This window comes from Rhizobium sp. R711, from assembly GCF_002211365.1.
Taxonomy (GTDB): Bacteria; Pseudomonadota; Alphaproteobacteria; order Rhizobiales; family Rhizobiaceae; genus Rhizobium.
Window position 1 is genome coordinate 217,331 of record NZ_LOKZ01000038.1, and the last position, 23,899, is coordinate 241,229.

Annotated in this window: 25 protein-coding genes and 1 pseudogene; 15 read left to right on the forward strand and 11 right to left on the reverse strand. The window is 60.0% G+C overall.

All coding sequences use genetic code 11. The features are described 5' to 3' along the window. Positions 1-11: 11 nt before the first annotated feature. The 7 genes from rpoD to ATY80_RS27210 all read left to right on the forward strand — a co-directional run bounded on the left by rpoD (position 12) and on the right by ATY80_RS27210 (position 6,559). The gene (gene rpoD, locus ATY80_RS27185) at positions 12-2,063 is read left to right on the forward strand and encodes an RNA polymerase sigma factor RpoD (protein ID WP_088695382.1); all 2,052 of its coding nucleotides are present in this window, start codon (positions 12-14) and stop codon (positions 2,061-2,063) included. Between the two features lie 210 nt (positions 2,064-2,273). Beyond that, complete coding sequence (locus tag ATY80_RS27190; protein ID WP_088695383.1) at positions 2,274-2,567, forward strand: GYD domain-containing protein; 294 nt, start codon at positions 2,274-2,276, stop codon at positions 2,565-2,567. Positions 2,568-2,732: 165 nt separating this feature from the next. Further along, on the forward strand, positions 2,733-3,908 hold the full coding sequence (locus ATY80_RS27195) for a DUF930 domain-containing protein (RefSeq protein ID WP_088695384.1): 1,176 nt from the start codon (positions 2,733-2,735) through the stop codon (positions 3,906-3,908). 103 nt (positions 3,909-4,011) lie between these two features. Next, a complete protein-coding gene (locus ATY80_RS29150) occupies positions 4,012-4,173 on the forward strand; it encodes a hypothetical protein (RefSeq protein ID WP_189637277.1) in 162 nt (53 codons plus the stop codon). A 99-nt stretch (positions 4,174-4,272) separates the two neighbouring features. Beyond that, positions 4,273-5,073, forward strand: coding sequence for an AraC family transcriptional regulator (locus ATY80_RS27200; RefSeq protein ID WP_088695385.1), 801 nt, complete (start codon positions 4,273-4,275; stop codon positions 5,071-5,073). Between the two features lie 70 nt (positions 5,074-5,143). Further along, a complete protein-coding gene (locus ATY80_RS27205) occupies positions 5,144-6,031 on the forward strand; it encodes a DMT family transporter (RefSeq protein ID WP_088695424.1) in 888 nt (295 codons plus the stop codon). A gap of 147 nt (positions 6,032-6,178) precedes the next feature. After that, positions 6,179-6,559, forward strand: a complete 381-nt coding sequence (locus tag ATY80_RS27210) for a DUF427 domain-containing protein (RefSeq protein WP_088695386.1) — start codon at positions 6,179-6,181, stop codon at positions 6,557-6,559. Positions 6,560-6,771: 212 nt separating this feature from the next. On the opposite strand, the gene ATY80_RS27215 is transcribed toward ATY80_RS27210, so the two are convergent. Beyond that, the gene (locus ATY80_RS27215) at positions 6,772-7,797 is read right to left on the reverse strand and encodes a porin (protein WP_088695387.1); all 1,026 of its coding nucleotides are present in this window, start codon (positions 7,795-7,797) and stop codon (positions 6,772-6,774) included. A 485-nt stretch (positions 7,798-8,282) separates the two neighbouring features. Between ATY80_RS27215 and ATY80_RS27220 the strand changes: the two genes are divergently transcribed. From ATY80_RS27220 to ATY80_RS27240, 5 genes are all read left to right on the forward strand, one after another. Continuing rightward, positions 8,283-9,302, forward strand: a complete 1,020-nt coding sequence (locus ATY80_RS27220) for a LysR substrate-binding domain-containing protein (protein WP_088695425.1) — start codon at positions 8,283-8,285, stop codon at positions 9,300-9,302. 171 nt (positions 9,303-9,473) lie between these two features. Next, a complete protein-coding gene (locus ATY80_RS27225; protein WP_088695388.1) occupies positions 9,474-9,827 on the forward strand; it encodes a DUF1428 family protein in 354 nt (117 codons plus the stop codon). 86 nt (positions 9,828-9,913) lie between these two features. After that, positions 9,914-10,336, forward strand: coding sequence for a secondary thiamine-phosphate synthase enzyme YjbQ (locus ATY80_RS27230; RefSeq protein ID WP_088695389.1), 423 nt, complete (start codon positions 9,914-9,916; stop codon positions 10,334-10,336). A gap of 102 nt (positions 10,337-10,438) precedes the next feature. Continuing rightward, positions 10,439-10,741: a hypothetical protein gene (locus ATY80_RS27235; protein WP_088695390.1), complete on the forward strand. Its 303-nt coding sequence runs from the start codon at positions 10,439-10,441 to the stop codon at positions 10,739-10,741. 165 nt (positions 10,742-10,906) lie between these two features. Then, positions 10,907-11,257: a hypothetical protein gene (locus tag ATY80_RS27240; protein WP_088695391.1), complete on the forward strand. Its 351-nt coding sequence runs from the start codon at positions 10,907-10,909 to the stop codon at positions 11,255-11,257. A gap of 76 nt (positions 11,258-11,333) precedes the next feature. Here the strand turns inward: ATY80_RS27240 and ATY80_RS27245 are convergent, their stop codons facing one another. The 3 genes from ATY80_RS27245 to ATY80_RS27255 all read right to left on the reverse strand — a co-directional run bounded on the left by ATY80_RS27245 (position 11,334) and on the right by ATY80_RS27255 (position 13,244). Beyond that, a complete protein-coding gene (locus tag ATY80_RS27245) occupies positions 11,334-12,320 on the reverse strand; it encodes a DMT family transporter (RefSeq protein ID WP_088695392.1) in 987 nt (328 codons plus the stop codon). 115 nt (positions 12,321-12,435) lie between these two features. Beyond that, positions 12,436-12,921 (reverse strand): NUDIX domain-containing protein, encoded by a 486-nt coding sequence (locus tag ATY80_RS27250; RefSeq protein ID WP_088695393.1) that lies wholly within the window; start codon positions 12,919-12,921, stop codon positions 12,436-12,438. Positions 12,922-12,983: 62 nt separating this feature from the next. Beyond that, positions 12,984-13,244 (reverse strand): hypothetical protein, encoded by a 261-nt coding sequence (locus ATY80_RS27255; protein WP_088695394.1) that lies wholly within the window; start codon positions 13,242-13,244, stop codon positions 12,984-12,986. 371 nt (positions 13,245-13,615) lie between these two features. Between ATY80_RS27255 and ATY80_RS27260 the strand changes: the two genes are divergently transcribed. Then, on the forward strand, positions 13,616-14,104 hold the full coding sequence (locus ATY80_RS27260) for a GAF domain-containing protein (protein ID WP_088695395.1): 489 nt from the start codon (positions 13,616-13,618) through the stop codon (positions 14,102-14,104). 125 nt (positions 14,105-14,229) lie between these two features. On the opposite strand, the gene cydX is transcribed toward ATY80_RS27260, so the two are convergent. The 6 genes from cydX to ATY80_RS27290 form a co-directional block, all read right to left on the reverse strand. Continuing rightward, positions 14,230-14,340 (reverse strand): cytochrome bd-I oxidase subunit CydX, encoded by a 111-nt coding sequence (cydX, locus tag ATY80_RS27265; RefSeq protein ID WP_018857158.1) that lies wholly within the window; start codon positions 14,338-14,340, stop codon positions 14,230-14,232. 12 nt (positions 14,341-14,352) lie between these two features. Next, positions 14,353-15,507 (reverse strand): cytochrome d ubiquinol oxidase subunit II, encoded by a 1,155-nt coding sequence (gene cydB, locus ATY80_RS27270; RefSeq protein ID WP_088695396.1) that lies wholly within the window; start codon positions 15,505-15,507, stop codon positions 14,353-14,355. A gap of 5 nt (positions 15,508-15,512) precedes the next feature. Further along, positions 15,513-17,093 (reverse strand): cytochrome ubiquinol oxidase subunit I, encoded by a 1,581-nt coding sequence (locus ATY80_RS27275; protein WP_088695397.1) that lies wholly within the window; start codon positions 17,091-17,093, stop codon positions 15,513-15,515. Between the two features lie 76 nt (positions 17,094-17,169). Beyond that, positions 17,170-18,858 carry an amino acid ABC transporter ATP-binding/permease protein gene (locus ATY80_RS27280; RefSeq protein WP_088695398.1) on the reverse strand — a complete coding sequence of 563 codons (1,689 nt, stop codon included), beginning with the start codon at positions 18,856-18,858 and terminating at the stop codon, positions 17,170-17,172. Then, a complete protein-coding gene (cydD, locus tag ATY80_RS27285; RefSeq protein WP_088695399.1) occupies positions 18,855-20,549 on the reverse strand; it encodes a thiol reductant ABC exporter subunit CydD in 1,695 nt (564 codons plus the stop codon). Before cydD ends, ATY80_RS27280 begins: the two co-directional genes overlap by 4 nt. A gap of 4 nt (positions 20,550-20,553) precedes the next feature. Beyond that, on the reverse strand, positions 20,554-21,132 hold the full coding sequence (locus ATY80_RS27290; protein ID WP_088695400.1) for a GbsR/MarR family transcriptional regulator: 579 nt from the start codon (positions 21,130-21,132) through the stop codon (positions 20,554-20,556). Between the two features lie 296 nt (positions 21,133-21,428). Between ATY80_RS27290 and ATY80_RS27295 the strand changes: the two genes are divergently transcribed. Then, positions 21,429-22,076, forward strand: coding sequence for a Crp/Fnr family transcriptional regulator (locus ATY80_RS27295; protein WP_088695401.1), 648 nt, complete (start codon positions 21,429-21,431; stop codon positions 22,074-22,076). Between the two features lie 90 nt (positions 22,077-22,166). Then, positions 22,167-23,327: an aminotransferase gene (locus ATY80_RS27300; RefSeq protein ID WP_088695402.1), complete on the forward strand. Its 1,161-nt coding sequence runs from the start codon at positions 22,167-22,169 to the stop codon at positions 23,325-23,327. A 135-nt stretch (positions 23,328-23,462) separates the two neighbouring features. On the opposite strand, the pseudogene ATY80_RS27305 reads toward ATY80_RS27300, so the two are convergent. Continuing rightward, positions 23,463-23,759: pseudogene (locus ATY80_RS27305) on the reverse strand (transposase); the annotation flags it as partial. Positions 23,760-23,899 lie beyond the last annotated feature (140 nt).

Sequence of the window (23,899 nt, forward strand, 5' to 3'; positions counted from 1 at the left end):
CGACGACATAAATGGCAACGAAGGTCAAAGAGAACGAAGAAGCGGAAGTCGAACGCGACGGCGGCACCGACGGCCCTCTTCTCGATCTTTCCGATGACGCGGTCAAGAAGATGATCAAGGCCGCGAAGAAGCGCGGCTACGTTACGATGGACGAGTTGAACGCCGTTTTGCCGTCCGAAGAAGTGACGTCCGAGCAGATCGAAGACACGATGTCGATGCTGTCGGACATGGGCATCAACGTCATCGAGGACGAAGAAGCCGAGGAAGCCACTGCCGGCGGCGACGATGATGATTCCGGCTCCGACGAGGAAAGCGAAGGCGGCGAGCTCGCACCTTCCGGCGGCACCGCTCTTGCGACCGCCAAGAAGAAAGAGCCGACTGATCGCACCGACGATCCGGTGCGCATGTATCTGCGTGAAATGGGTTCGGTGGAACTGCTCTCGCGCGAAGGCGAAATTGCGATCGCAAAGCGCATCGAGGCCGGCCGCGAGACAATGATCGGTGGCCTCTGTGAGAGCCCGCTGACGTTCCAGGCGCTGATCATCTGGCGCGATGAACTGAACGAAGGCACGACGCTGCTGCGCGAGATCATCGATCTCGAAACGACCTATTCCGGTCCGGAAGCCAAGGCTGCGCCGCAGTTCCAGAGCCCCGAGAAGATCGAGGCTGACCGCAAAGCCGCCGAGGAGAAGGAAAAGACGCGCCGTGTTCGCTCCGGCGACGACGACATCACCAATGTCGGCGGCGAGGGCCTGCCTCCGGAAGAGGAAGAAGAGGACGAAGACGAGTCCAACCTGTCGCTCGCCGCCATGGAAGCGGAACTGCGTCCGCAGGTCATGGAAACGCTCGACATCATTGCCGAGACCTACAAGAAGCTGCGCAAGCTGCAGGACCAGCAGGTCGAGCAGCGTCTCGCTGCCACCGGCACGCTGTCGTCCGCCCAGGAGCGCCGCTACAAGGAACTCAAGGATGAGCTCATCAAGGCCGTCAAGTCTCTGTCGCTGAACCAGAACCGCATCGATGCCCTCGTTGAGCAGCTCTACGACATCAACAAGCGCCTCGTTCAGAACGAAGGCCGCCTGCTGCGTCTGGCTGAATCCTACGGCGTCAAGCGTGACTCGTTCCTCGAACAGTATCAGGGCGCCGAGCTCGATCCGAACTGGATGAAGTCGATCGGCAATCTGGCGGCACGCGGCTGGAAGGAATTCGCCAAGGGCGAAAACACGACGATCCGCGACATCCGCCAGGAGATCCAGAATCTCGCAACCGAAACCGGCATCTCGATCTCGGAATTCCGCCGTATCGTGCACATGGTGCAGAAGGGCGAGCGCGAAGCACGTATCGCCAAGAAGGAAATGGTCGAAGCGAACCTTCGCCTCGTCATCTCCATCGCCAAGAAGTACACGAACCGTGGCCTGCAGTTCCTCGACCTCATTCAGGAAGGCAACATCGGCCTGATGAAGGCGGTCGACAAGTTCGAATACCGCCGCGGCTACAAGTTCTCGACCTATGCGACGTGGTGGATCCGTCAGGCGATCACCCGCTCGATCGCCGACCAGGCCCGCACGATCCGTATTCCGGTGCACATGATCGAAACGATCAACAAGATCGTTCGTACCTCGCGCCAGATGCTGCATGAAATCGGTCGCGAGCCGACGCCGGAAGAACTGGCCGAAAAGCTCGCCATGCCGCTCGAAAAGGTCCGCAAGGTCCTGAAGATCGCCAAGGAGCCGATCTCGCTCGAAACCCCCGTGGGCGACGAAGAAGATTCACACCTCGGCGATTTCATCGAGGACAAGAACGCACTTCTGCCGATCGATGCCGCCATCCAGGCGAATCTGCGCGAGACAACGACGCGTGTTCTGGCATCGCTGACGCCGCGCGAAGAGCGCGTCCTGCGTATGCGCTTCGGTATCGGCATGAACACCGACCACACGCTTGAAGAAGTCGGCCAGCAGTTCTCGGTCACCCGCGAACGTATTCGCCAGATCGAGGCGAAGGCACTGCGCAAGCTGAAGCATCCGAGCCGCTCGCGCAAACTGCGCAGCTTCCTGGACAGCTAAGCTTCCATCTTCGACCAAATGCATCCGAAAGCCGGGCCTTGTGCCCGGCTTTTGCTTTTGGCGCGCGTCCGCGGGCCACGGTGTTTCTTGTTGTCGAATGGGGACAGGAGTAAGGTACATTCCACGGGGGACAGGACCGACCACAGCGCATGAGCGAAGGTCGCCATAGCCTGTTGCGTAGGGCCAAAACCCTCCGTGTGGAGGTGTGCAATGACCACTTATGTCATGCTTATCAACTGGACAGATCAAGGCATTCGCACTGCACGCGACTCGGCAAAGAGACTGGACGCAGCAAAGAAGGCGCTCGGTGATATGGGCGGCTCCTTCAAGAATTTCTTTCTGACGATGGGCGACTACGACATGGTTGCCGTCTGCGAGGCGCCGGACGATGCTGTGATGGCACGGTTCACCCTGCAGCTTGCGACGGCAGGCAATGTGCGCACGCGAACGTTGAAGGCATTTCCTGAGGCCGCCTACCGCGAGATCATAGGGTCGCTCGGATAGCCTTGGGAGGCGGCACGGCCCAGGGCAACCACTGCAAAGATGTGGATGATGGGTCGCACGGACGCGGTCGCGTCCGTGCGACAAGAGGCTTTTTTGTTTTACGGCTTGATGATGCCTTCTTAAAAGGCCACATCCGTAGCGTGGCGTAGGGCATCGTTCATAGGTATGCAGCAGGTTTCGGCGAAGAAGTGGGGCGTATTCGGCTGGGGCATCGTGGCCTCCGTGCTGTTGCACCTTGCCGTCGTCGCCTTCTTTCTCGTGAAGCTGCCCGTGCCTGCTCCCCAGCCGGAGGAGGAGACGGTCAGTGTCGACCTCGTGCCGCCGCCTGAGGAGAAGAAGCCCGAGGAGAAGGCGCCGGAGCTGAAGATGCCGGAGGAGCCCAAGCCCGAAGAGCCTAAGCCGGAAGAGAAGAAGGCGGAAGAAAAGCCGGTTGAGAAGCCCCCGGAACCGCCGAAGCAAGAGAAGGCTGAGCAACCGCCGCCTCCGCCTCCGCCCGAGCAGGCAAAGGCGCCAGAAGAGAAGCCGCCGGAAAAGCCTCCGGAAGCAACTGCAAAGGATGCCCAATCCAAGGAGCAGGCTGCAAAGCCGCAGCCCCTGCCGGTGCTGCGGCCCGTGACGGAATTTGGCGACAAGGATACCGGACCGGAAAAATCGACTGAGGGAGATGCGTCCGCCGCCGGCGTGAAGTCGGATACGCCGAAGCCTTTACCGGAGACCAAGCCTGCGCCCCAGGAGGATCAGGCGAAGTCGGAGGAAACGGCACAGGCGGCCAAGGCACCTGAAAGTAAGGACCCGCTGGCCAATCCGGTTCCTGATGATGTCGAACTCCCGCAGGTCGACCTGGCGGATAGCCATGCCGAGAAGAACGGCCCTGCCGCCGGAGCCGAAAGCGAGGCCAAGACGAGCTTCGAGCAGCAAAAACCGCCTGCTGCCGCAAAACCCGATGCGACGGCAACTGCCCGGGCGGACAAGCCGATCGAACTGACGGAGGCGAAGACACTCTTCTCGCAGAACATGACGAACGACCCGGTGGCGCGAACCGCAATGGGTGATCTGCCGCGCCGTGCTCGTGTGGCCGAACTGTGCAGTTCGGAGCTGCGTCAGCAATTGATACACTCGCCGCCGGGGTATAGCCCTGAAATGGTACCGCGCGCTGGATTGGCGCAGGGAACCGTCCTTGAACTGAGGGGAGTTGCATTCCGTGCCAGTGCCCGCTGGTATGATCTAAGCTTTCGATGCGAAGTCGATGCCGATGCTACAAAGGTCGTATCCTTTGCTTACGACGTGGGAAATCCGATTCCGAAGAGCCAATGGAAGAGTCGAGGGCTTCCAAGCTTTTGACTGTGGGAAAGGCCGCTGCGAAACTGGCTCCAGTTCGGCACAAGACAGCCGGGATAGCTTTGCCTCATCGCCACATGTCAGTGGCGCGTGAAAGGACAATGAAATGTCGAACGAAATCGAGCGCTTCTTCGAACGACAGGATGAAGCAACCAAGGCTGCCTTTGTCGAGAATCGCGGGGACGAGCTTACCGACATCCTGGTCGCCGCGCTTGAGGACGTTTTTGCGATTCTTGCCGGCGACGATCTTTGCGAAACGATCCATTGATCAGCCACGGGCATTGATCGCTGACGCGCTCGCCCCCCACCTTCGCATTGTTTTCAGTGGCCTACGCTGGCACTATGCGTCGTTCGCTCGGAAGCGCACATGGCTCGCAATCAATTTCGCATGTTCAGGTCAGCCATCCCCGGCATCGAGGCGGTCGCGGCCGATAGCAACCAAAGCTTCGCGCGCCATACGCATGAGCAGTTCGGCATCGGGCTGGTTTCGTCAGGTGCGCAAAAGTCCCTGAGTGGTCGCGGCATGGTCGAGGCGAGTGCTGGCGATATCATCACGGTCAACCCGAATGAAGTGCATGACGGCACGCCGATCGGTGAGGGCCGGTCTTGGCGGATACTCTACTTCGATCCCGATATGATCGCTGCCTACGTGTGCGAGATTACCGAGGGACGACGATCGGCTGTCGAGATTTCTCATCCGGTCCTGCATGACCAAGCGATCGCCATGCACTTCGACGCGGCCTTCTCGCTTGTGACCAATGCGGACGAGCATGGATTAAAGCGTGAGGAAGCACTTCTTGAACTCGTCGCTCGTGTTGTCGCGGAAGCAGCGCCAGGGGATGGGCAGGCGGCTCCTCTGTCCATCCTGAGGGCCAAGGAGTTGATTGACTGCGATCCGACGGCCTCGATCTCGCTGTCCGACCTTGCCCGCACAAGTCGGCTGAGCCGGTTTCAGGTGTTGCGAGGCTTCGCCAAGGCGACCGGCATGACGCCGCATGCCTATCTGGTTCAGCGCCGCATCCATCTTGCCCGACGTCTAATTGCCGGCGGCACGCCCTTGGCGGAAGCTGCCGTTGGCAGCGGCTTCGTCGACCAGAGCCACATGACGCGGGTGTTCGTGCGCAAGTATGGCGTCTCTCCACGCGCCTATGCGAATGCGGTCGCCTGACTGCGCCTGCAATTTCATACAAGATCGCCAGGCGGTTTTCGTTTTTCTTCTGCGCAAACAGGAGAAGATGATGCAGCGACACTTGCAGGGTTACCTCTATCTGACTTTGGCCATGATTACCGTTGGCAGCACGGTCGTCGCAAGCCGGGTCATCGCGTCTGGTATGCCGCCATTCACCGCGACTGCGCTGCGCTTCGCCGCAGCCTTTCCATTCTTTCTATTGCTGATGCGCCTGACCCGGACGCGCTTGCCGAGCTTGCCGCCTCGTGACTGGATCATCCTCGTCGTTCAGGCCGGTGCGGGTAGCGTTGGCTACACAACATTGCTGATCTCGGGCCTGAAGCTGACCACGGCCGCCGACGCGGGTGTCATCATCGGAACGCTGCCGGTTGTGGCGGGTGCCCTTTCCGTTGTGGTTCTCGGCGAACGGCCTGATTCATCGATGGTGCTCGCAATCGCGCTGGCTGCAATCGGCGTTCTCTTCATTGCTCTTTCGCCCGATGCAGGGAGTGGCTCTCTGCTTGGCAACGCGTTGGTTTTTGGAGCCGTGGTCTGCGAGAGCCTGTTCATACTCCTGAACAAGAACCTCAGTTCACCGATCCCGGCGCTGACGCAATCGGCGCTGATGACGGGGATCGGCTTCGTCGTTGCCATGGTAGTGACCGCTGGGGTGGAAGGGGTGCCGAACACATTTCCAGTAGGCGCGACGTCGGCGGTTATCTATTACGCACTGGTGCCGACCGTTGCCGGCTTCATTCTCTGGTACGCGGGAGCGGAGCGTGTGAGTGGTGTTGAGGCGTCGCTTTTCACGGCGGTCGCGCCGGTCTCTGCGCTGTTAATGGCTTTTGTGGTGCTCGGTGAGCCGCTTTCCGGATACCACATCGGCGGCGTCGGGTGCGTGCTGGCGGCTGTCCTTGGGCTTGGGCTGTTTCAGCGGCGGGCGGCCACGACCAATTAGCGTTGTGCTCGAGCTATCGCCGTCGGAAGAGGGCCGATCGTTCCTGGCTAGAGCGCTGCAGTCTCCGAAATCCGCAGGAGCCGGGCAGGCTCCTGCAATATGATGTGGCAACTCCTATATTTAATTTCTGACTGAAAGGAGCTGCCGATGTCCGCACAACCGATGAAGATTCCGGGTCCCGATCATCCAATCACGGTCAGACCAAATCCGGCGCGCGTCGTCGTAAAGCTGCGCGGGCACATCATTGCCGACAGCCGCAAGGCGCTAACGCTGAAAGAAGCGTCCTATCCCGCCGTGCAATACATACCGCGCACCGATGTCGACATGGCGCTTTTCACTCGAAGTGATCACCACACCTATTGCCCTTACAAGGGGGAGGCTTCGTATTTTGATATCGTTTTGGGCGGTGAACGCTCCGCAAATGCGGTCTGGACCTATGAAAGTCCGTATGCGGCCGTCAGTGAGATCGCCGAATATCTGGCTTTCTATCCCGATCGGGTCGATTCTATCGAGGAATTGCCAGGCTAGCGTCGTTCCAAGGGAGCCGCGGTCGTACGTGAGGACGGTCCGCCCTAAGGGCAGATATTTCGCCGCGGAAGAGCGGCACGCTTGGAAGGAAACAAGGACTGGTCCGGCAGGGAAACCGGACCAATCCCCGTCACTGATCGGAGGTCAATCGGATCAGAAAACGCAATACTTCAGCGGCGCCCCAGGTTGATCCAGGGCGCCGGGATTTCAAGTTAGAACGCGCGCTGCAGGCGGAAGAAGCCCTTGGTTACTTCGTCGGCGTCGTCTGGATCGGTGTAGTCCACCGTTGCCTTGGCGTAGAGGTTATCGACAATCTGATAGTCGACGGTGATGCCGACCTTCCATGCGTCGCCAAGACCGTCGAACGAGTCGCCGTGGAAGTTGTCGAGATCAGGCACGTAGTTACCGAAGTACTGGGCCATCGGGGTGATGGTCCACTTGTCGGTTGCCTTGATCGCGTATTCGGCAGCAACAGTCCATTCCGACTGAGAGTAGTAGGAGTTCGGGCCAGACGCGTAGACAGCTGCCAGGCCGAGCGTGCCAGGGCCGATATCAGCGAAGATCATGCCGCGGACCGCACCTTCTTCGTTGTCGGTGTCGTAACCGCCGATGAGCTGATAGCTGACCACGCCGGCCTTGCCGCCAACGCCGAGAGCAACGCCGACGTTGTTCGGGTTTTCGCCGGTCTTGAAGTAGCCGTCTTCCAGCTCGTCTACGCTGATGCCGGCGTAGAAGTCGCCGTTTTCGTACTGGTAGCGAATGGAGTTGTGCAGCGTTTCAAAGCTGGAGAGAACATCCGGCTCGCCAGAAAGATCGTCATCCCACCAGGAGTAGAACAGACCGGCACGGAGGCCAGCGATGTCGATGTAGGCAGAATCCAGGGTTGAATTGGTCGAAGCGTTGTCGCCGTTGTTACGCAGAACGATTACGCCGGTGAGCGGACCATATTCCGTGTCGCTCTTGGCCGTGAACTGAACCTGAGCGCGGGTTTTTGCGTTCCAGTCTGACGTGCCCTTCTCATCGGGGCCAGCGTCTACCTGAAAGCGGATGTAACCGCTAACCTTGAGGCAGGTTTCGGTACCCGGGATGTAGAAGTAGCCTGTGCCGTACGCGTCGCAGACGCGGACGTATTCAACCGGCTCGGGTTCGGCTGCAACGATTGCGTCAGCAGCAAAGACCGGCGTGGACGCAGCAGCAAATGCTGCTGCGGAGGTCAACAAAGCCATCCGTATGTTCATTTAAAATCCATTTCCTTTTCGATTGAACCGCCGCCTCGGGAGATGGGGCCGTTCCGATAGTTTGCCTTTCGGCTGGCGGATCAGCGAACCGCTGAAGCCTTCATTTCATCCTTGATTAAATCTATCAATTCTCCCGGCAACGAAAACCGTGCTTGCGACAGCTTTTTGATCTTCAATGTGGTTTTTATGTAACAATATCAAATACATAGGCGCAGAATCGACTCTCGCCGCAGTTCGGCGGATATCGGGATGACCAACGCTGTTTTCGGAGGCTCGAGAGAGCGCGTTTGGCGCCATCAGTGCAATGGCGCCAAAGGAAATCTCCCCGCAGATAGTCCCGGCGGCGACTGGTTTGAAGGGCAGCGATTGGAACGCAGTGTTCCAAATTTGGAACGAAAACTTGTGTTGGACGGTTGGCATCGCCCGTCGGGAACGCTAAGCGATAGCAGTTGCAGGCCATCGCGTTTATCGAAAGAGGTGCCCAGATGCTCAACGCAGAGGGTGTTTTCCAGGATCTGAACGATTTCGTCTATTTTGCCGCAGTTGTTCGCCACAACGGTTTCTCTGCTGCCGGGCGAGTGCTGAATATGCCGAAATCGAAGCTCAGCCGGCACATTACTGCGCTGGAGGCGCGGCTTGGTGTCAGACTGCTGGAGCGGACGGTAAACCGGTTCCGGGTAACGGAGATCGGGCGCGCCTTCTACAATCACTGCGAAAACATGTTGCGTGAAGCAGATCGCGCGGCGAAGGCAATCAACGATGCAACAGGCGAGCCACAGGGACTAATCCGTATGAGCATGCCTTCCGGATTGCTGGAGGGCTCGCTTGGCGCGATGATTCCGGAGTTTCTTAATCGATACCCCAAGGTTCAGCTACAGATACTCACCACGGATCGACGGGTCGACGTCATAGATGAGCGTCTCGATCTTGCGGTTCGCGCGCAATTGATTGAGGAGACTGATTCCGAGCTAACGATGCGGGTGCTCAGCAAGGTGGATTTGATTCTTGTCGCCAACCAGAAGGTGGCGAGCTCGCTGCCGTCGATCGAAGGCGTCGAATGTCTTGCCGACGCTCCAACGGTATCGTTTGCCGGGCCGCTGACAGAGTGGCAGGACTTGGACGTCTGGGAATTCACCGGACCGGATGGCACTCGATACCGGCACCAGCACAAACCTCGCATGAGCTGCCGAAGCGTCTCGGCAGTGCTGGAGGCTATCTATGCCGGCGTCGGGGTAGGGCTTCTGCCCGACCATATCTGTGCAGAAGGAATACGCGACGGCCGGTTGGTCCGCCTTCTGCCGGATCACCAGATGTCGCAGGCGACAATCTATCTCGTCTTCACCGCATCGCGAGGACTGCCGACGGCAGTTCGGGCGCTTGTCGATTTTCTCGTGGAACAGTTTCGAACATTGCGCGTCACAACACAGTGCCAGAAGGCCGACATGCAGGCGCAACCAAGGGATCGGGCGCAGCTTGTCGAGCTGTCGGGCGCTCAGCCGGCGTAGACCTCATCGAGCGCAGCGACATTGATCTTCACCATCTGCATTCCTGTACGGAAGTTGCGGCAACTCACTTGCCTGTCGCCGATCCTGCCTAATCTTAGTTCGCAGAGGGATGTCGGTCCAAGCCAACTCCGTTCGTCCTTGGACGTGCAACAACGCAGAAGGGAGAAAAACATGTCCTATGTCGATGGGTTCGTCGTCGCCGTTCCGCAGAAGAACATCGAGGCGTACAAGGCCTTTTCCGCCACGACCGGCGCGGTATGGAAGTCATACGGTGCCAAGGAGTATGTGGAATGCATTGCAGACGACGTGCCCTATGGGGAATTGACCTCGTTTCCGCGCGCTGTGCAGGCGGCGGACGATGAAGTCGTCATCTTTTCCTGGATCGTCTATGACTCACGTCAGGCGCGGGACGAGATCATGACGAAAGTGATGGCGGATCCTCGTCTTCAAGGCGACGAGTGGAAGTCGATCTTCGATGGCAAACGGATGATCTTTGGTGGGTTCGTTCCCTTCCTGCAGCTTTGAGCAGGATAGCAGCGGGGAAACCTGCATTGACATGAGGGCAGCTCGACGCCACGTCTGACAAAAGAGACGTAGGTGGAATCGTGGCCGTGGCCCAAAAGATCATCAACATTTCCACCAGAGGCCAGGGCCTCTACGAATTTACCCCGGAAGCGGTCTCCTTCGTTCGCGCCAATGGCGCGGCCGAGGGGCTGCTGACAGTGTTCGCGCGCCACACCTCGTGCTCGCTGCTCATCCAGGAGAATGCCGATCCGGATGTTCGCACCGACCTCGATGCATTCTTTCGGCGATTGGTACCGCCGAGCTCCGATCCCTCGATGCGTTGGATTGTTCATACTACCGAGGGACCTGACGATATGCCGGCGCATATCAAGGCCGCACTGACCCAGGTTTCCATCGGTATTCCGGTTATCGGCGGTCGGCTCGCGCTTGGCACATGGCAGGGGATTTACCTGTTCGAACACCGCGACCGGCCACATCGGCGCGAGATCGTGCTGCATCTCGGTGGCTGAACCGCAACTGAACGGCCGGTTCGAAGATCGTTCATTTTCATAGGGTTATGGTCTGCAGAATCCCGCACGGGAGATGCAAGTTATCGTTCAGAGAGTAGTATCATGACCCATTTCCTCGCCAAGGCTTCGTTTGCCGCCCTCATCGCGTTGGCCTCGATTCCGTTCGCGGCACCGAATGCTTCGGCTTCCGAACTGGGACGCCCGCCTGTCGTCAGCGTCCAATATCGTCCCGTGTATGCCTGCTCGCCAGTGCAGGCTGTTCGGAAGGCGCGCTTTGCGGGGTTGCGCTACGCGCGCATCACCAATGTTACACCGCGCCGTGTCGTCGTCTCCGGCCGGAATTACCGGGGCTGGGATCAGATGGTCTTCGCCAACGTTCGTGGCTGCCCGCTGATCCGCCGCTAAATTGTTTCATCCACAATGGCGCCCTCGGCTTGCCTTGGCCGCGCCATTTTCAGCCTGCTTTGTGCGAATCGCATATGAATGCGCAAATCCGGAGAGGTTGCACCTGACCTTGCCGGGAAGAGTGTAGTGGGGCGGGCCCTTCCGTACCCTGATGGAGAACTTTCAATGATGCAATTTCTGGCCAAAGCGGGCCTTGCGACGCTGCTCGCTGCCGGCACCGTAGCCGGAGCGGTTGCACCGGCTTCCGCCCAGGTAGACGTCTACATTGGCAGCGGTCGCCCGCCACCGCCCCCCGGCTACTACCGTCCCCCACCGCCTGACTACGATCGGCCCCCACCGCGTGTGCGTGGCTGTGACCCGCGCCTTGCAGAAGACATCGCACGCGACTACGGCTTCCGTCGTGCACGCGTGGTCGATGTCACGCCTCGCCGTGTGATCGTCGAGGGCTGGACGCGCCGTGGCGCGGATGAAATCAGCTTCGGCAACGTCCGTGGCTGCCCGGTCCTGCGCCGTTAACGACGATCGCCAGACTCCGAGCAATTAGAAACCGCCTTTGCCAAGGGCTTTCGACCCCGGCGAAGGCGGTTTCTTTTTAGGCTTGAGAAACCGCGTGCGAAGCAGTTTGAGCTGGTCGCTCTACCTCGACGGTCTCGTTGGTCGAGGTTGCAAGCGGCGCCTGGTTGTCGGCCGAAACGACGGCCCGCGGTAACGGCGTTCCGCGCTTCTTTTCACGAGCCAGTGTCAGCAAGCCCGAGCAGACAATCAGAACGATACCGGCCGCCATCGGAAGGTCGATCGTATCATCGAAGATCAGATATCCGAATGCGATTGCCCAGAGCATCTGGCTGTACTGGGGAGGGGCAACGAGGTTTGCCGGCGCCAGCCGCGCGGCGGTCATCAGCAGCACGTTGCCGGCGGCGCCGAGCAGGCCATAGCTTGCGATGAAAAGCCATTGACGTGGGGTCGCAACAACCATCTCGGACAGCATGAGGACGCCGCTGACGGTAATCGTGCCGAGCAGTGCGGCACCATATAGCGACAGGCGCTTTTCGGCTGGACCCATCTTGCGCATCACGACGATCGAGATTGCCGCAGCCAAACCACCGATCGCCGCCGCTAGATGGCCAACCGATAACTCGCGGAAGCCCGGACGCAGCACGACCAGAACACCGATGAAGCCGACGATCACCGCGGCCCAGCGCTGCCAGCGCACATCTTCTGCGAGGAAGATAACGGATAGTATTGTCACGAACGACGGCAGAAGAAACAACAGGCAGAAGGCTTCTGCCATCGGCAGTTTTGTGAATGTGATGATCGAGGCGATCGCCCCTATCGCACCGCAGGCGAACCTTAGCAGCCACAAAGGGCGGTTCGTGCTCCTGAGGACATCGAACCAGGAATCGCCCCTTCCTTTGATGAAGGGGAGTGCAGCACAGCCGAAAAGTGCGCCGACGAAGGCGATCTGATAGGCAGGCACGCCGCCATGAAGGATCTTGATCGATGCATCGCTGAAGGCAAATACGGCATAGGCGCCAAACGCGACGAGAACACCGCGCAGTACTGAAGAAGGGGCTGTCATGAATCAGATTCGTCTGGAGGAGGGTCCTTTAACTTTTAGGGACAGCCAGTGGCAAAGCGATAGCCGATCGCGAATAGCTGCCATGCACAATCGCGAGCGCGGCCGTCATCGGTTCTTAGCTCACATATGCTTCCACCGGGCTCTGTGACCGCCGTCGAAGGAAATCCACGAGCAGCGGTTGCTGTCCTTTCAAGATCTTTTGCTCGGCATCAGACAGTGTGAACCATTCGGCTCGGTCGACTTCGGGAAATTCCGCCATCACCCCAGAGCGCGGCGGCCACTCCATCCGGAAGTGATTGCTGGCGATTGCCTCAAGATCGATGTCGGCTTCGACAGCCCAGGCCGCGACGATCTTGCCACCGGGCTGCTTGTATTCGCCGAGATGATGAAAGCTGCCTTCGACGTCTATCCCCAGCTCTTCGCGGGCTTCGCGTCTCGCTGCATCAAGTTCATCTTCGTCCTCTTCGACGAGACCCTTGGGGATCGACCACGCTCCTACGTCCTTCTTTGCCCAGTAGGGGCCTCCGGGGTGAACCAACAGAACCTCGTAGTCACCGTCATGGAGGCGGTAGATCAGCAGGCCTGCACTTCGCTTCGCCATATCGACTGCGTCCTTCTGCTTGTCGGGAGGAGTGCCGGGCGTGAGGCGCCCAGCACGCGGTCTCAATTCGGGGTCTGGCGAAGAGCCACGCCGTAGTCGCGATAAACGCTCAGGCAATCAGTATAGCTGAGCGAGCCGTTCTCGCCGTAAATGACATGGGCGCTGGACGCGCTGGTCGCCGCTTCTTCGGATACGAAGAGGATCGCCTCGCCAAGCGACTTTCCCATGATCGGCTCCTCGGTGCCGTCTTCCTGCATGATTCCTTCTATGATTGCCGCTATCTGGCGGTGGCTAAAGACCGCCCGTCTGTCTTCCGGTGTCATCGTTCTTACCTCTGCTTGAAATCAATGGATCTATCTGCCTGGCCGAGCGGCTTTCATGATCTCATGGCAGCCTCCAGTGGAGAGCTGCGCCGCTCATCGGATTGCCCTAATGGGGGCGGCGGGCGCTTAACGTGACCGTCGCCTGACATCGCCGTGCGCAAACCGCAGCTGCCGGCCGGCTTGGTTCGCGATCCATAATAGGTCGCGACACTCACTAGATAGAGTCGGATCATCGACCGGCAAGATGGCTGGTAACAAGTATCGCCATCTAGTGATATCGTCGCGCGTCCTGCCGATCACGATTGCGTTTGGCAATCGGTATCTGTGTCCCTATATCGACGCTCACCACGCAAACAGAAGCGATAACGGATATGTTTCAGGCTGCGACGATAAATTCCGCCAACAAGGCCGAATTCTACCGGGAGCTTTGCCAGCAGCTGAAGGGTCTGCTGCATGGCGAGACCGACACGATCGCCAATGCTGCGAATACGTCGGCTCTCATGTTCGAGATGATGCCGGATCTAAATTGGGCGGGCTTCTACTTTCTCAAATCGGAAAAGGAACTGGTCCTCGGACCATTTCAGGGCAAGGCCGCGTGCGTTCGAATCGCCGTTGGCCGCGGAGTATGTGGAACCGCGGTGGAGAAGGGGACTTCCATCCTCGTTGAGGATGTGCATGCCTTTCCTGGGCATATCGCCTGCGATGCCGCCTCACGCTCGGAGCTCGTCGTGCCGCTTCATCACAATGGCAAGATCCTGGGGGTGATCGATCTCGACAGCCCGACCGCATCGCGCTTCGACGCGGAGGATAAGGCGGGCGTCGAAGCTCTGGCTCGGATTTTCATCGAGGCAAGCTACTGAGCTGCTACGGGCTCAGCGGTACGTTTCCTGTCTATAGCCGAGATCCTGATATGGCCCATGTATGTAGAGCAGGGGCGCGGCTTTGGAGCGCGCGCCCTCAATTGTTTTGCAGACATGCGAGGTCGCTATTGCTTCTTCTTTTTTGCCTCGTCGTCCATAAGCTCATACCACATGGCATTGAGGACAGCGAAAGCGGCCGCTAGCGGCAGGCCGAGGATCCATGCGAAGTACCACATCGTCTTTCTCCTTCAGTAAGCGTGGCCGCTTTTGTCGTTGACCGTCGCTTCGTCGACCTTGCCCCAAAGGACCTTGTAGACCCAGGCGGTGTAGGCGAGGATGATCGGCAGGAAGATCAGCGACACGACGAGCATAACGAACAACGTCGTGTGGCTCGAGGACGCATCCCATACCGTCAGGCTCGAATTCGGATCGAGCGAGGATGGGAGGATGAACGGGAACATCGAGAGACCGACGGTCGAGATGATGCCAAAGATCGAGAGCTTGCTGAAGAGCAAGGTCGCACCCTCCCACTTTGCCCGCATCGCGAGCAACGCTGCCGCTGCTCCAAGGAAGCCAAGAGCCGGCGCAATCATCATCCACGGATAGACTCGGTAGTTCGCCAGCCAGGAGCCGTCGTGTGTGGCGGTCTTCAGAAGCGGGTTTGAGGGGCCGGCCGGGTTGATCTCGCTGGTGATGTTGTAACCGTTCACTCCGAGCGCAAGGAAAATACCGCCGAGCGCGAAAAGCACGATAACGGCGACCGCGGCCAAGCTGCCATAGCTTCTTGCTCGCTCAGCGACCGGGCCGCTGGCTTTCAAGACCAGCCAGGAAGCGCCGTGCATGATGAGCATGGCGACCGAGAGCAGGCCGCAAAGCAGCGCATAGGGGTTCAACAATCCGAAGAATGACCCTTCGTAAAAGATACGCATGTCAGCCGGGTCGAAGCGGAAGGGTACGCCCTGCAGTACGTTGCCGACGGCGACGCCAAAGATCAGCGATGGCACAAAACCGCCGATAAACAACGCCCAATCCCAGTTGTTGCGCCAGCGCGCACTCTCACGCTTCGAGCGGTACTTGAAGCCGACCGGCCTCAGGATGAGCGCCAGCAGGATCGCGAACATCGCAAGATAGAAGCCCGAGAACGACACAGCGTAGAGTGGGGGCCAGGCGGCGAAAGTGGCGGCTCCGCCGACGATCAGCCATACTTGGTTTCCTTCCCAGACGGGGCCGATCGTATTGATGGCGACACGACGCTCCGTATCCGTTTTGGCGACGATGGGCAGCAGCATGCCGACACCAAGGTCGAAACCGTCAGTGGCGGCAAAACCGATCAGGAGCACACCGAGAAGCAGCCACCAGATCAAGCGCAGGATTTCATAGTCTATGAGTTGGTGCAGGATCATGATGGTCACTCCGCGGCTGGAACGAGGGTTTCGGAGATCAGATCGGCTTCCGGCTCATTGTCCGGCTCCGGTCCCTTTTGGATTGCCCTGATCATCAGCGTCATCTCGACGATAATCAGCGTGGTGTAGAGCGCGGCAAAGCCGCAGATTGTCAGCAGAACCGTGCTTGCCCCAAGGCTCGACACGGCCATCGCCGTCGGCAGCACACCTTCGATAACCCATGGCTGGCGGCCGATCTCGGCAACGATCCAGCCAGATTCGATGGCGATCCAGGGAAGCGGGATGGCGAAGACGGCTATCTTCAGCAGGAGCGGGTACTTGTCCAAGTGGCGCCGCGCCGACAGCCAGAAGAAGGTGGCCGTCAGGACGATGAAGAACATGCCGAGCCCGACCATGATGCGGAACGCCCAGAAGAGTGTCGGCACATGCGGGATGGTGTCGCGCGCGGCCTGGGTGATCTGTGCGTCGGTTGCCTGGCGTGGATCGTCGACATAGCGCTTGAGAAGAAGGGCATAGCCGAGCTGGTGGCCGAGATCTTCGAAGGAAGCGCGGACCGCTGGTGCAACCCCATCAAGCGTTGGGGCGGCGCGGATCTGCATCAACGCATCGTAGGCCTTTATGCCGTCACGGATGCGGGTTTCTGCCTGCTGCTCAAGCTTGTCTATGCCCGGAATTTCCGTTGTCAGCGAGCGCGTGCCGATCAGGCCCATAACCCATGGAATGTGGATGGCAAAATGTGTTTCGCGGGCCTGTTGATCAGGGAAGCCAAAGGCGGTGAAGGCAGCGGGTGCCGGTTCCGTCTTCCACATGGCCTCGATGGCCGCGAGCTTCATCTTCTGGTTTTCAGTGGTGAGGTAGCCACTCTCGTCACCGAGGACGACGACTGACAGGGCCGACGCCAGGCCGAAGGAAGCGGCCACCGTCATCGAGCGCTTGGCGATTTCAAGGTGACGGCCCTTCAGCATGTACCAGGCCGAAACGCCGAGCACGAAGATCGAGGCGCAGACGTAGCCCGCCGAGACGGTGTGGACGAACTTTGCCTGGGCGACGGGATTGAAGACCACGTCGAAGAAGCTGGTGATTTCCATGCGCATGGTCTGCGGATTGAGCGCCGAACCGACCGGGTTCTGCATCCAGCCGTTGGCGACCAAGATCCAGAGCGCCGAGAAGTTGGAGCCAAGCGCCACACACCATGTCGCCACCAGGTGACCGACTTTCGAAAGCTTGTCCCATCCGAAGAAGAACAGGCCGACAAAGGTTGCCTCGAGGAAAAAGGCCATCAGCCCTTCAATTGCGAGCGGTGCGCCGAAGATATCGCCGACGTAGTAGCTGTAATAGCTCCAGTTCATGCCGAACTGGAATTCCATGACGATGCCGGTGGCAACACCGATCGCAAAGTTGATGCCGAAGAGTATGCCCCAGAACTTCGTCATCTGCCGCCAGATCTGGCGGCCCGTCATGACGTAGACGGTTTCCATGATGGCAAGCAGCACTGAGAGCCCGAGCGTCAAAGGCACGAATAAAAAGTGGTAAAGCGCGGTAAGCGCAAATTGAAAGCGCGATAGCGCGACTATGTCCAGTTCCATTGTCTTTCTCCCACGACCCCACGGGGTATGAAGAGTTTCCGCCAAGCCGGATTGCCAGGCGGTCATGCAGTATGGCTCAGTCCGGTCTCAGCCGATTCAGAGCCTTTTCGAACGCCGCCTCTCCACGGCGTGAAACTTGTACGACGCGCCCATCCTCCATCACTGCGATGACATCCGCTATTGCGGCTTCGCGACGGATATGCGTGGCGATGACGAGCGAGCGTCCAAACGCTTTGTCCGACAGACGGTTCATGACGTCGCGCGCCGTTGCGCCATCGAGACCTTCCGTCGGCTCGTCCAGTAGCCAGAGCGGCGTGTCGCGGAGGAAGAGGCGAGCAAGAGAAAGCCGGCGTGATTGCCCGCCTGAGAGCCCCATGCCACCTTCGCCGAGAGGCGTGTCGAGGCCGCGCGGCAGGGCGGCGACATCCTGCAGGAGGCCAGCGGCGGCAAGTGCCTCGCGCAATGCCACATCCTTTGCGCCGGGGTTTGCGAGTTGGAGATTGCCGCGAAGGCTATCCCGAAAGAGCTGCGTGCGCTGGGTGAGCAGGGTGGCTTCGAGGCACTCGACACTTCCCTGGCGGGTGTGCATTTCGGCCGCAAGCAGCGAAAGGAGTGTCGATTTGCCTGCGCCGCTGGCGCCAACCAGCGCTAGTCTTGCGCCCGTTTTCAGGTTGAGGTCGACGTTGTGAAGCACGGGTGTCTCCGCGTCGTATCCGGCGGTAATTCCTTCCAACCGAAACGCAAATCCAGGATGGGGCGTCGTGTTGCTGCGTACCTCTTCATTTGCCGACAGGCGAGGCGCGATTCGGCGTGCGGAAAGAAGGGTGCGACCTAGCTCCATGGCGCCGCGGCGCAGCGCACCGAAGGGTTCGACTGCGGTGAATGTGATCAGGATACCCAGTGTCGCGACCGGCGGGCTGATTTCGCCCCCGCCGGCCAGCGCCGCAACTGCCAGCAGTGAACCCGCGAGCAAAGCGGTCGTTGTGAGGCCGAAACCGAATGCGACGCCGGCTTCGATGCTGTTCAGGCGATGATCGGCACTTGCGGCGTAGCGGTCGGCATCGGCAATTGCCGCCCGCTGGGCATCGAGGCGTCCAGCCATCAGCAAGTCGGTCTGTCCCGCGACGAGGTCGATGGTGCGGGCGCGAATGGCTTCGATGCCATAGGTGCGTCGACGGGCGTGCTTAACTGCTCGACTTCCGGCGAACAGGGGAATGCCGAGACCCGCGACAAGCAAGACGCCGCCGACAGCCAGTCCGAAATATGGGTTCATGAGGCCGAGAGCGACGCTCGCGGCAAGTGCTGCGACGATCGCAACCGCCGCCGGAACCAGCACCCGCAGATAAAGAGAATCGAGCGCGTCGATGTCGCCTGTCAGGCGAAAGAGGAGGCCGGCCGGCCGGCGTATAAGCTCGCGCGCGGCGCCGGGTGCCGCCCATCCACGGAACAGGGCCTCGCGGAGAGCGGCGAGTACGCTCAGCGTCGCGTCATGGGTGGTTAGTCGCTCGCCGTAGCGCGAAGCGGTGCGGCCGAGCGCAAGCAGGCGAATGCCGGCCGACGGCATGAAGACGTCGAAGGTCGCAATCGTTGCCGCGGAAAGTCCAGCGATACCGGCTGCAGTGATGAACCAGCCGGAGAGGCCGAGCAGGGCAATCCCGGCCGATACCGTGGTCGCCGAAAGCGTGGCCCCGAGCAGCAGGCCACGGCGGCGTTCGGAAAGGAAAAGCCTGACGATTGGCTTGAGGTTGGAGAGCGATGCACTCATTCCGCGGCCCCCCGTGCAATCTCGGGATCGAGGACGACAGTCCGGTCCATGCGGGCAGCAAGCCGCGGATCATGGGTTGCGACGATCAGCGTCCGACCCTTGGCAAGAGCAAGCAGGCTCTCGGTGATCTCGTTTGCGGTTTCGGCGTCGAGGTGTGCGGTCGGTTCGTCGCCAAGCACGATACAGGCTTCTGGATTGCAGGCGGCGCGGGCGATGGCGAGGCGTAGCGCTTCGCCGCCGGATATTCCCGCACCACCATCGCCCAGCGGACGGCGAGCGTGAAGGCGGGCGAAGCGGCCGAGCTTTGCGAGATTGAGCGCTTCTGCGACGGACTGCGTGGAAACGTTCCGCCGGCCAAGCGAAATGTTGCCTGCGATGGTGCCGGCAAATATGTGCGGCTTCTGGCCGACCCAGGCGATTTTGGCTTGGAGGGCGGGATTGGCGGGCTGTCCGTCGATCGTGACGCTGCCCGTCTCGCAGTCTGCATGGCCGGCGATCAATGCGAGCAGGGTCGACTTGCCCGAACCGCTGGCGCCGAGCAGCGCAACGTGCTCGCCCGGACGAATGCTGAGATTGAACGCCTCGATCGCGGGGTTGCTGTCCTTGTCATAGCGGAAGCCGACATTATCCAATCGGATCGCACCGCCCGCGCTTTCGCTTGCGGCGGCATCGGCCTCGATGGGCAGTTGAAGGCCCTCCGCATTTAACGCATCGATCGCCTTTATTGCAGCTTCGCCGGCGGCGCGATCATGCCAGACGGCGGAGAGTTCGCGCAGCGGCTCGAAGAAGGCGGGGGCAAGCAGCAGCACGAAGAGGCCGCTGGTCAAGTCCAGACCGCTGGCCCAGGCGCCAAAACGGATCTCGCCGAGAAGGGAGAATCCGATGTAGACGGCGACCAGTGCGACGCCGAGCGCGGCGAAGAGCTCCAGAATAGCCGACGACAGGAAGGCGATCTTCAGGACAGCCATGGTGCGAGTCTTCAGCGAAGAGGCGTCGGCCCTCAACCTCGTCGCGGTCGCATCGACGGCACCGAGTGAACGGATCGTGGCCATGCCACGCAGGCGATCGAGCAAGAAGCCGTTGAGGCCACCGGTCGCGGCAAGCTGCTTCTCGCTGGCTGCCTGTGCACGCCAGCCGATCAATGCCATGAAGACCGGAATGAGCGGCATGGCGACGAGGAGAACGAGGGCGGCAATCCACGAAATCGGGAAAACACAGGCCAGGATGGCGAGTGGCACGGCACTCGCCTTGAAGCGCGCCTGCTGAAAGCGCGAAAGATATGGAATGATCATCTCGGCCTGCTCACCGATGATGCTTGCGGCTTCGCCGGAGCTGGGTCTCGTGCTGTCGAGCGGCGAGCGCCTGGCGAGGGCTGCCGTGGCAAGTTCGCGCCGCGCTGTCAGTTCGGCGCGTGCTGCACGAAATGCCATACGGCCGCCAGCCGCCTCGAGACAGCTTTTCGCGATCCCAAGCAGGGCGATATAGACGGCGAGCCACAAGACGTCGTTGAAGCCGCCACCGCTCGCGATGCGGCCGACTGCAGTGGCAAGAATTGCCGCCTGCGGGATCCAGAGGAGCGATGCCAGCGTCTGGAAGGCAGCTGCCTTTCGCAACCTGCCGTGCCTGGGCACAGGTTTTGCCGGCTTGCCGAAAGCCTGCTTTCCATTTGCGTCTAAGTAAGCACTCCCCATAGCGCTAACTCTTGTTCGCAGGATTGGGCCGGCGGCCGCGTCCGAGCGAAACGACCCGGTCCTTGGCCTCCAGCAGCTTTGTCACTTTCGCACCTAAAGAGAGTAGCGTTGCAAGCCGCTCGGTTTCAAGTTGTTTTACGTCTTCATACCAATGCGTTAGCTGTTCGATCAGTGCGTGCATCTCGCTCATGCGTTCCTGAGCATGGCGTTCGGCTTCGCTAGCGGGCCGCTGCATCAGGATTTCGCGAAGGACCGATAGTGTCGGGTCGACCTCGCGCTTCTTGCGCTCTTCCGCCAATGTCCGCAGGATCTGCCAGACGTCGTCGGGTGTAGTGAAGAAGTCGCGCCGGTCATCCGGTTTGTGCTTCAGCAGGACAAGGTTCCAGGTCTGCAGTTCCCGCAGGCTCATCGAGACATTCGAGCGCGAGATGCTGAGGGAATCGGCGATTTCCTCGGCGCAGAGCGGCGAAGGGGATACGTAAAGCAGCGCATAGATCTGGCCGACCGTGCGATTGATGCCCCAGCGCGAGCCCATCTCGCCGAAGTGCAAAACGAAGGATTGAACAAGCGGCGGAAGGTTCATTTCGGTTTCCGTTATGTCTGTCATTTCAGAAATGTCTGAAATCACTATAGCTGGACCGGCTCTATGGGCAATTGGCAAGTCGGGGCTGCGGCAATTTGGTGCCGCGGTCAGCCGCGAAAAGATCCGCCGGCGCGGCCGGCGTCGAATGCCGACACTTTGATAGCGATCAAGAAAACGCTGTTCTCTCGCTGCGGCTGTAGTCTATGTTTTTGCGTGGAGCTGATTTGATGCGCAAAGACATACATAATTCAAACATACCAGTGCGTTGCATAAGCTGTGAGGTCCGCCACAAGGGCATGTGCGGTGCACTCAGCGCCGACGAGCTGCTGGCGCTATCCGCGCATACGCGCCTGGTCAATCATGCATCCGGCGATGAGTTGGCGGGCGAGAAGATGCCGGTCGAATCCTATGCCACCGTGATCCGCGGGGTCGTGAAACTCACGAAGACGCTGGAGGACGGACGCCAGCAGATCGTCGGCCTGCAGTTTGCACCCGATCTTCTCGGCAGGCTGAATGCGGATGAGAATGACGTGTCGGTGGAGGCGGCTTCCGACGTCAACCTCTGTCGCATTCCAAAGGCTGTCTTGGAGCGCATGGTCAAAAACAATCCTACGCTTGCCGGGCGCCTGATGGAACAGACGCTGCGCGAGCTGGATGAGGCGCGGGACTGGATGGTGACGCTCGGGCGCAAGACGGCGGCGGAGAAGGTCGCAAGCTTCCTGTTTCTAATCGCGACCCATCTCGATCCCGAGGCTGTCGGCGAAAAGCGCCAATTCGACCTGCCGCTGTCGCGGGCCGACATTGCCGATTTCCTGGGGCTGACGATCGAGACAGTGTCCCGCCAGATGTCGAAGCTGAAAACCGACGGTGTGATCTCCATCGTTGCCAACAGACATATCAAGGTGCCGAAGCTGTCGAAGCTCAAGGCCTGCTGCGGTTCCTGACGATCCTGGGTAGCATTTTTGAATGCCTGTTGCCGAGTGGGCCCATTCCGTGCAGGAGTGATGGTTCACCTCGTTCAATAAGAGATCTGCATGTCTGCCCTTGCCAATCCGCTCGTTTCTCGCCTGTCTCCGCCGCCCATTCCCTCGGTGCTCGCCTGGGCTCGCGAATACAAGGGCGGCAAGGGGCCGTTGGTCGATCTTTCGCAGGCGGTGCCAGGCTATCCAGCCCATCCCGAAATGTTGCGGTTGCTTGGCGAAGCGGCATCTTCGCCAAGGACGACGGGCTATGGTCCGATCGAGGGCGAGGGCGTGCTGCGAAATGTCTACGCCCAGCATATGTCTGATGTCTATGGTGCGTCGGTTTCCGCTGCCAACATTCATATCACCGCGGGCTGCAATCAGGCCTTCATGTCAGCGGCAATCGCACTCGCCGGCTCCGGCGATACCGTGGCACTGACCAATCCGTTCTACTTCAATCAGGAGACGACGCTGTCGATGCTCGGCATCAAGCGTGTTCTGGTCGAGTGCGATGCTGAGAATGGCTTCTTGCCGGAGGTTCAGTCGGCGGAAAGGGCTCTGGCTGGCGGCGCCAAGGCGCTGGCGGTCGTCACGCCGAACAATCCGACGGGCGCCGTCTATCCACCTGAGTTGCTGCTTCAGCTGTTTACGCTCTGCCGCAAACACGGAGCATGGCTGGTCGTCGACGAGACCTATCGCGACTTCCTTCCCGAAGGCTACGGCGCTCCGCATCCGCTGCTTGGCATCCCGGGCTGGGAAGATACGCTGATCCTGCTCTACAGCTTCTCGAAGTCCTTCTGCATTCCCGGCCATCGTCTTGGAGCGATTACGGCCGGCGTCAACGTCGTTGCCGAGATCACCAAGGTCATGGACAACATGCAGATCTGCGCACCGCGCGCAGCACAGGTTGCCGTTGCCGCGGCGATGCCGATCCTTGCGGATTGGCGGGCGCAAAACCGCCTGGAGATCGCGCGCCGCGCCGACGCACTGAGGACGGTGATGTCGAAACTACCGGGCTGGGATATCGGTGCCGTCGGCGCCTATTTCGCTTTCATCCGCCATCCTTTCGAGGAACTCAGCTCGGCCGCAGTTGCAGAGCGTCTGGCGAAGGAAGCCGGCGTAGTCTGCCTGCCAGGGAGTTATTTCGGGGAAGGGCAGGAGCATTATCTCAGGCTCGCCTTTGCCAACGCCGACGCGGCCTCGATCGGCCTGCTGGCGGATCGTCTTCGGTAGTTTGAAATGATAAAGGCCGGTTGCCCGGCCTTCAGACCGCTGACAAACCCGTCGATATTTTCGGCGGGTTTTGCTTTTGGGATCGCCGGTTTTGTTCAGACTTGTTTTGTCGGAGATGAAGAAGGGTGCCTTGGCTTACGCCATGCTTGGTTTTTGTGCTTTGGTCAGCGCCATTGCGATCTTCTTGATGTTCTGGGCTGCGGCGGCCAGCAGGCACTGGCATGCGACGCGGATTTGACTTCGGAAGCGGGCATAGCGGTGGCCGTGCAACTACTTGGCGTCGGCAAAGGAGCGTTCGACCGTCTCCTTTCGGCGTTTGTAGATCGCCTTGCCCCAGGGGGTCAGACGATGGGCATCGGTGCGCTGGCGGGCGTCGGCCCAGACATGGCGGGTGATGGTGCGAATCGCCTTGGTGTTGGTGGTGCAGGAGGCCAAGAGCGGGCAATCTTCTTCCTTCAACGGCTTCTGACCATGCAGCGTCCGCTCGGTCTCGATCGCCCGGTCGAGATCGGCCCAGTAGTCGGAGCGTGACTTCGCGATCATCGCAAGATCGTATTTGCCCTTGTTGGCAT

Excerpts from the sequence above, each read along its gene's own strand:
- rpoD (WP_088695382.1), top strand. The coding sequence starts at position 12 with ATGGCAACGAAGGTCAAAGAGAACGAAGAAGCGGAAGTCGAACGCGAC.
- ATY80_RS27190 (WP_088695383.1), top strand. The coding sequence starts at position 2,274 with ATGACCACTTATGTCATGCTTATCAACTGGACAGATCAAGGCATTCGC.
- ATY80_RS27195 (WP_088695384.1), top strand. The coding sequence starts at position 2,733 with ATGCAGCAGGTTTCGGCGAAGAAGTGGGGCGTATTCGGCTGGGGCATC.
- ATY80_RS29150 (WP_189637277.1), top strand. The coding sequence starts at position 4,012 with ATGTCGAACGAAATCGAGCGCTTCTTCGAACGACAGGATGAAGCAACC.
- ATY80_RS27200 (WP_088695385.1), top strand. The coding sequence starts at position 4,273 with ATGGCTCGCAATCAATTTCGCATGTTCAGGTCAGCCATCCCCGGCATC.
- ATY80_RS27205 (WP_088695424.1), top strand. The coding sequence starts at position 5,144 with ATGCAGCGACACTTGCAGGGTTACCTCTATCTGACTTTGGCCATGATT.
- ATY80_RS27210 (WP_088695386.1), top strand. The coding sequence starts at position 6,179 with ATGTCCGCACAACCGATGAAGATTCCGGGTCCCGATCATCCAATCACG.
- ATY80_RS27215 (WP_088695387.1), bottom strand. The coding sequence starts at position 7,797 with ATGAACATACGGATGGCTTTGTTGACCTCCGCAGCAGCATTTGCTGCT.
- ATY80_RS27220 (WP_088695425.1), top strand. The coding sequence starts at position 8,283 with ATGCTCAACGCAGAGGGTGTTTTCCAGGATCTGAACGATTTCGTCTAT.
- ATY80_RS27225 (WP_088695388.1), top strand. The coding sequence starts at position 9,474 with ATGTCCTATGTCGATGGGTTCGTCGTCGCCGTTCCGCAGAAGAACATC.
- ATY80_RS27235 (WP_088695390.1), top strand. The coding sequence starts at position 10,439 with ATGACCCATTTCCTCGCCAAGGCTTCGTTTGCCGCCCTCATCGCGTTG.
- ATY80_RS27240 (WP_088695391.1), top strand. The coding sequence starts at position 10,907 with ATGATGCAATTTCTGGCCAAAGCGGGCCTTGCGACGCTGCTCGCTGCC.
- ATY80_RS27245 (WP_088695392.1), bottom strand. The coding sequence starts at position 12,320 with ATGACAGCCCCTTCTTCAGTACTGCGCGGTGTTCTCGTCGCGTTTGGC.
- ATY80_RS27250 (WP_088695393.1), bottom strand. The coding sequence starts at position 12,921 with ATGGCGAAGCGAAGTGCAGGCCTGCTGATCTACCGCCTCCATGACGGT.
- ATY80_RS27255 (WP_088695394.1), bottom strand. The coding sequence starts at position 13,244 with ATGACACCGGAAGACAGACGGGCGGTCTTTAGCCACCGCCAGATAGCG.
- ATY80_RS27260 (WP_088695395.1), top strand. The coding sequence starts at position 13,616 with ATGTTTCAGGCTGCGACGATAAATTCCGCCAACAAGGCCGAATTCTAC.
- cydX (WP_018857158.1), bottom strand. The coding sequence starts at position 14,340 with ATGTGGTACTTCGCATGGATCCTCGGCCTGCCGCTAGCGGCCGCTTTC.
- cydB (WP_088695396.1), bottom strand. The coding sequence starts at position 15,507 with ATGATCCTGCACCAACTCATAGACTATGAAATCCTGCGCTTGATCTGG.
- ATY80_RS27275 (WP_088695397.1), bottom strand. The coding sequence starts at position 17,093 with ATGGAACTGGACATAGTCGCGCTATCGCGCTTTCAATTTGCGCTTACC.
- ATY80_RS27280 (WP_088695398.1), bottom strand. The coding sequence starts at position 18,858 with ATGAGTGCATCGCTCTCCAACCTCAAGCCAATCGTCAGGCTTTTCCTT.
- cydD (WP_088695399.1), bottom strand. The coding sequence starts at position 20,549 with ATGGGGAGTGCTTACTTAGACGCAAATGGAAAGCAGGCTTTCGGCAAG.
- ATY80_RS27290 (WP_088695400.1), bottom strand. The coding sequence starts at position 21,132 with ATGAACCTTCCGCCGCTTGTTCAATCCTTCGTTTTGCACTTCGGCGAG.
- ATY80_RS27295 (WP_088695401.1), top strand. The coding sequence starts at position 21,429 with ATGTGCGGTGCACTCAGCGCCGACGAGCTGCTGGCGCTATCCGCGCAT.
- ATY80_RS27300 (WP_088695402.1), top strand. The coding sequence starts at position 22,167 with ATGTCTGCCCTTGCCAATCCGCTCGTTTCTCGCCTGTCTCCGCCGCCC.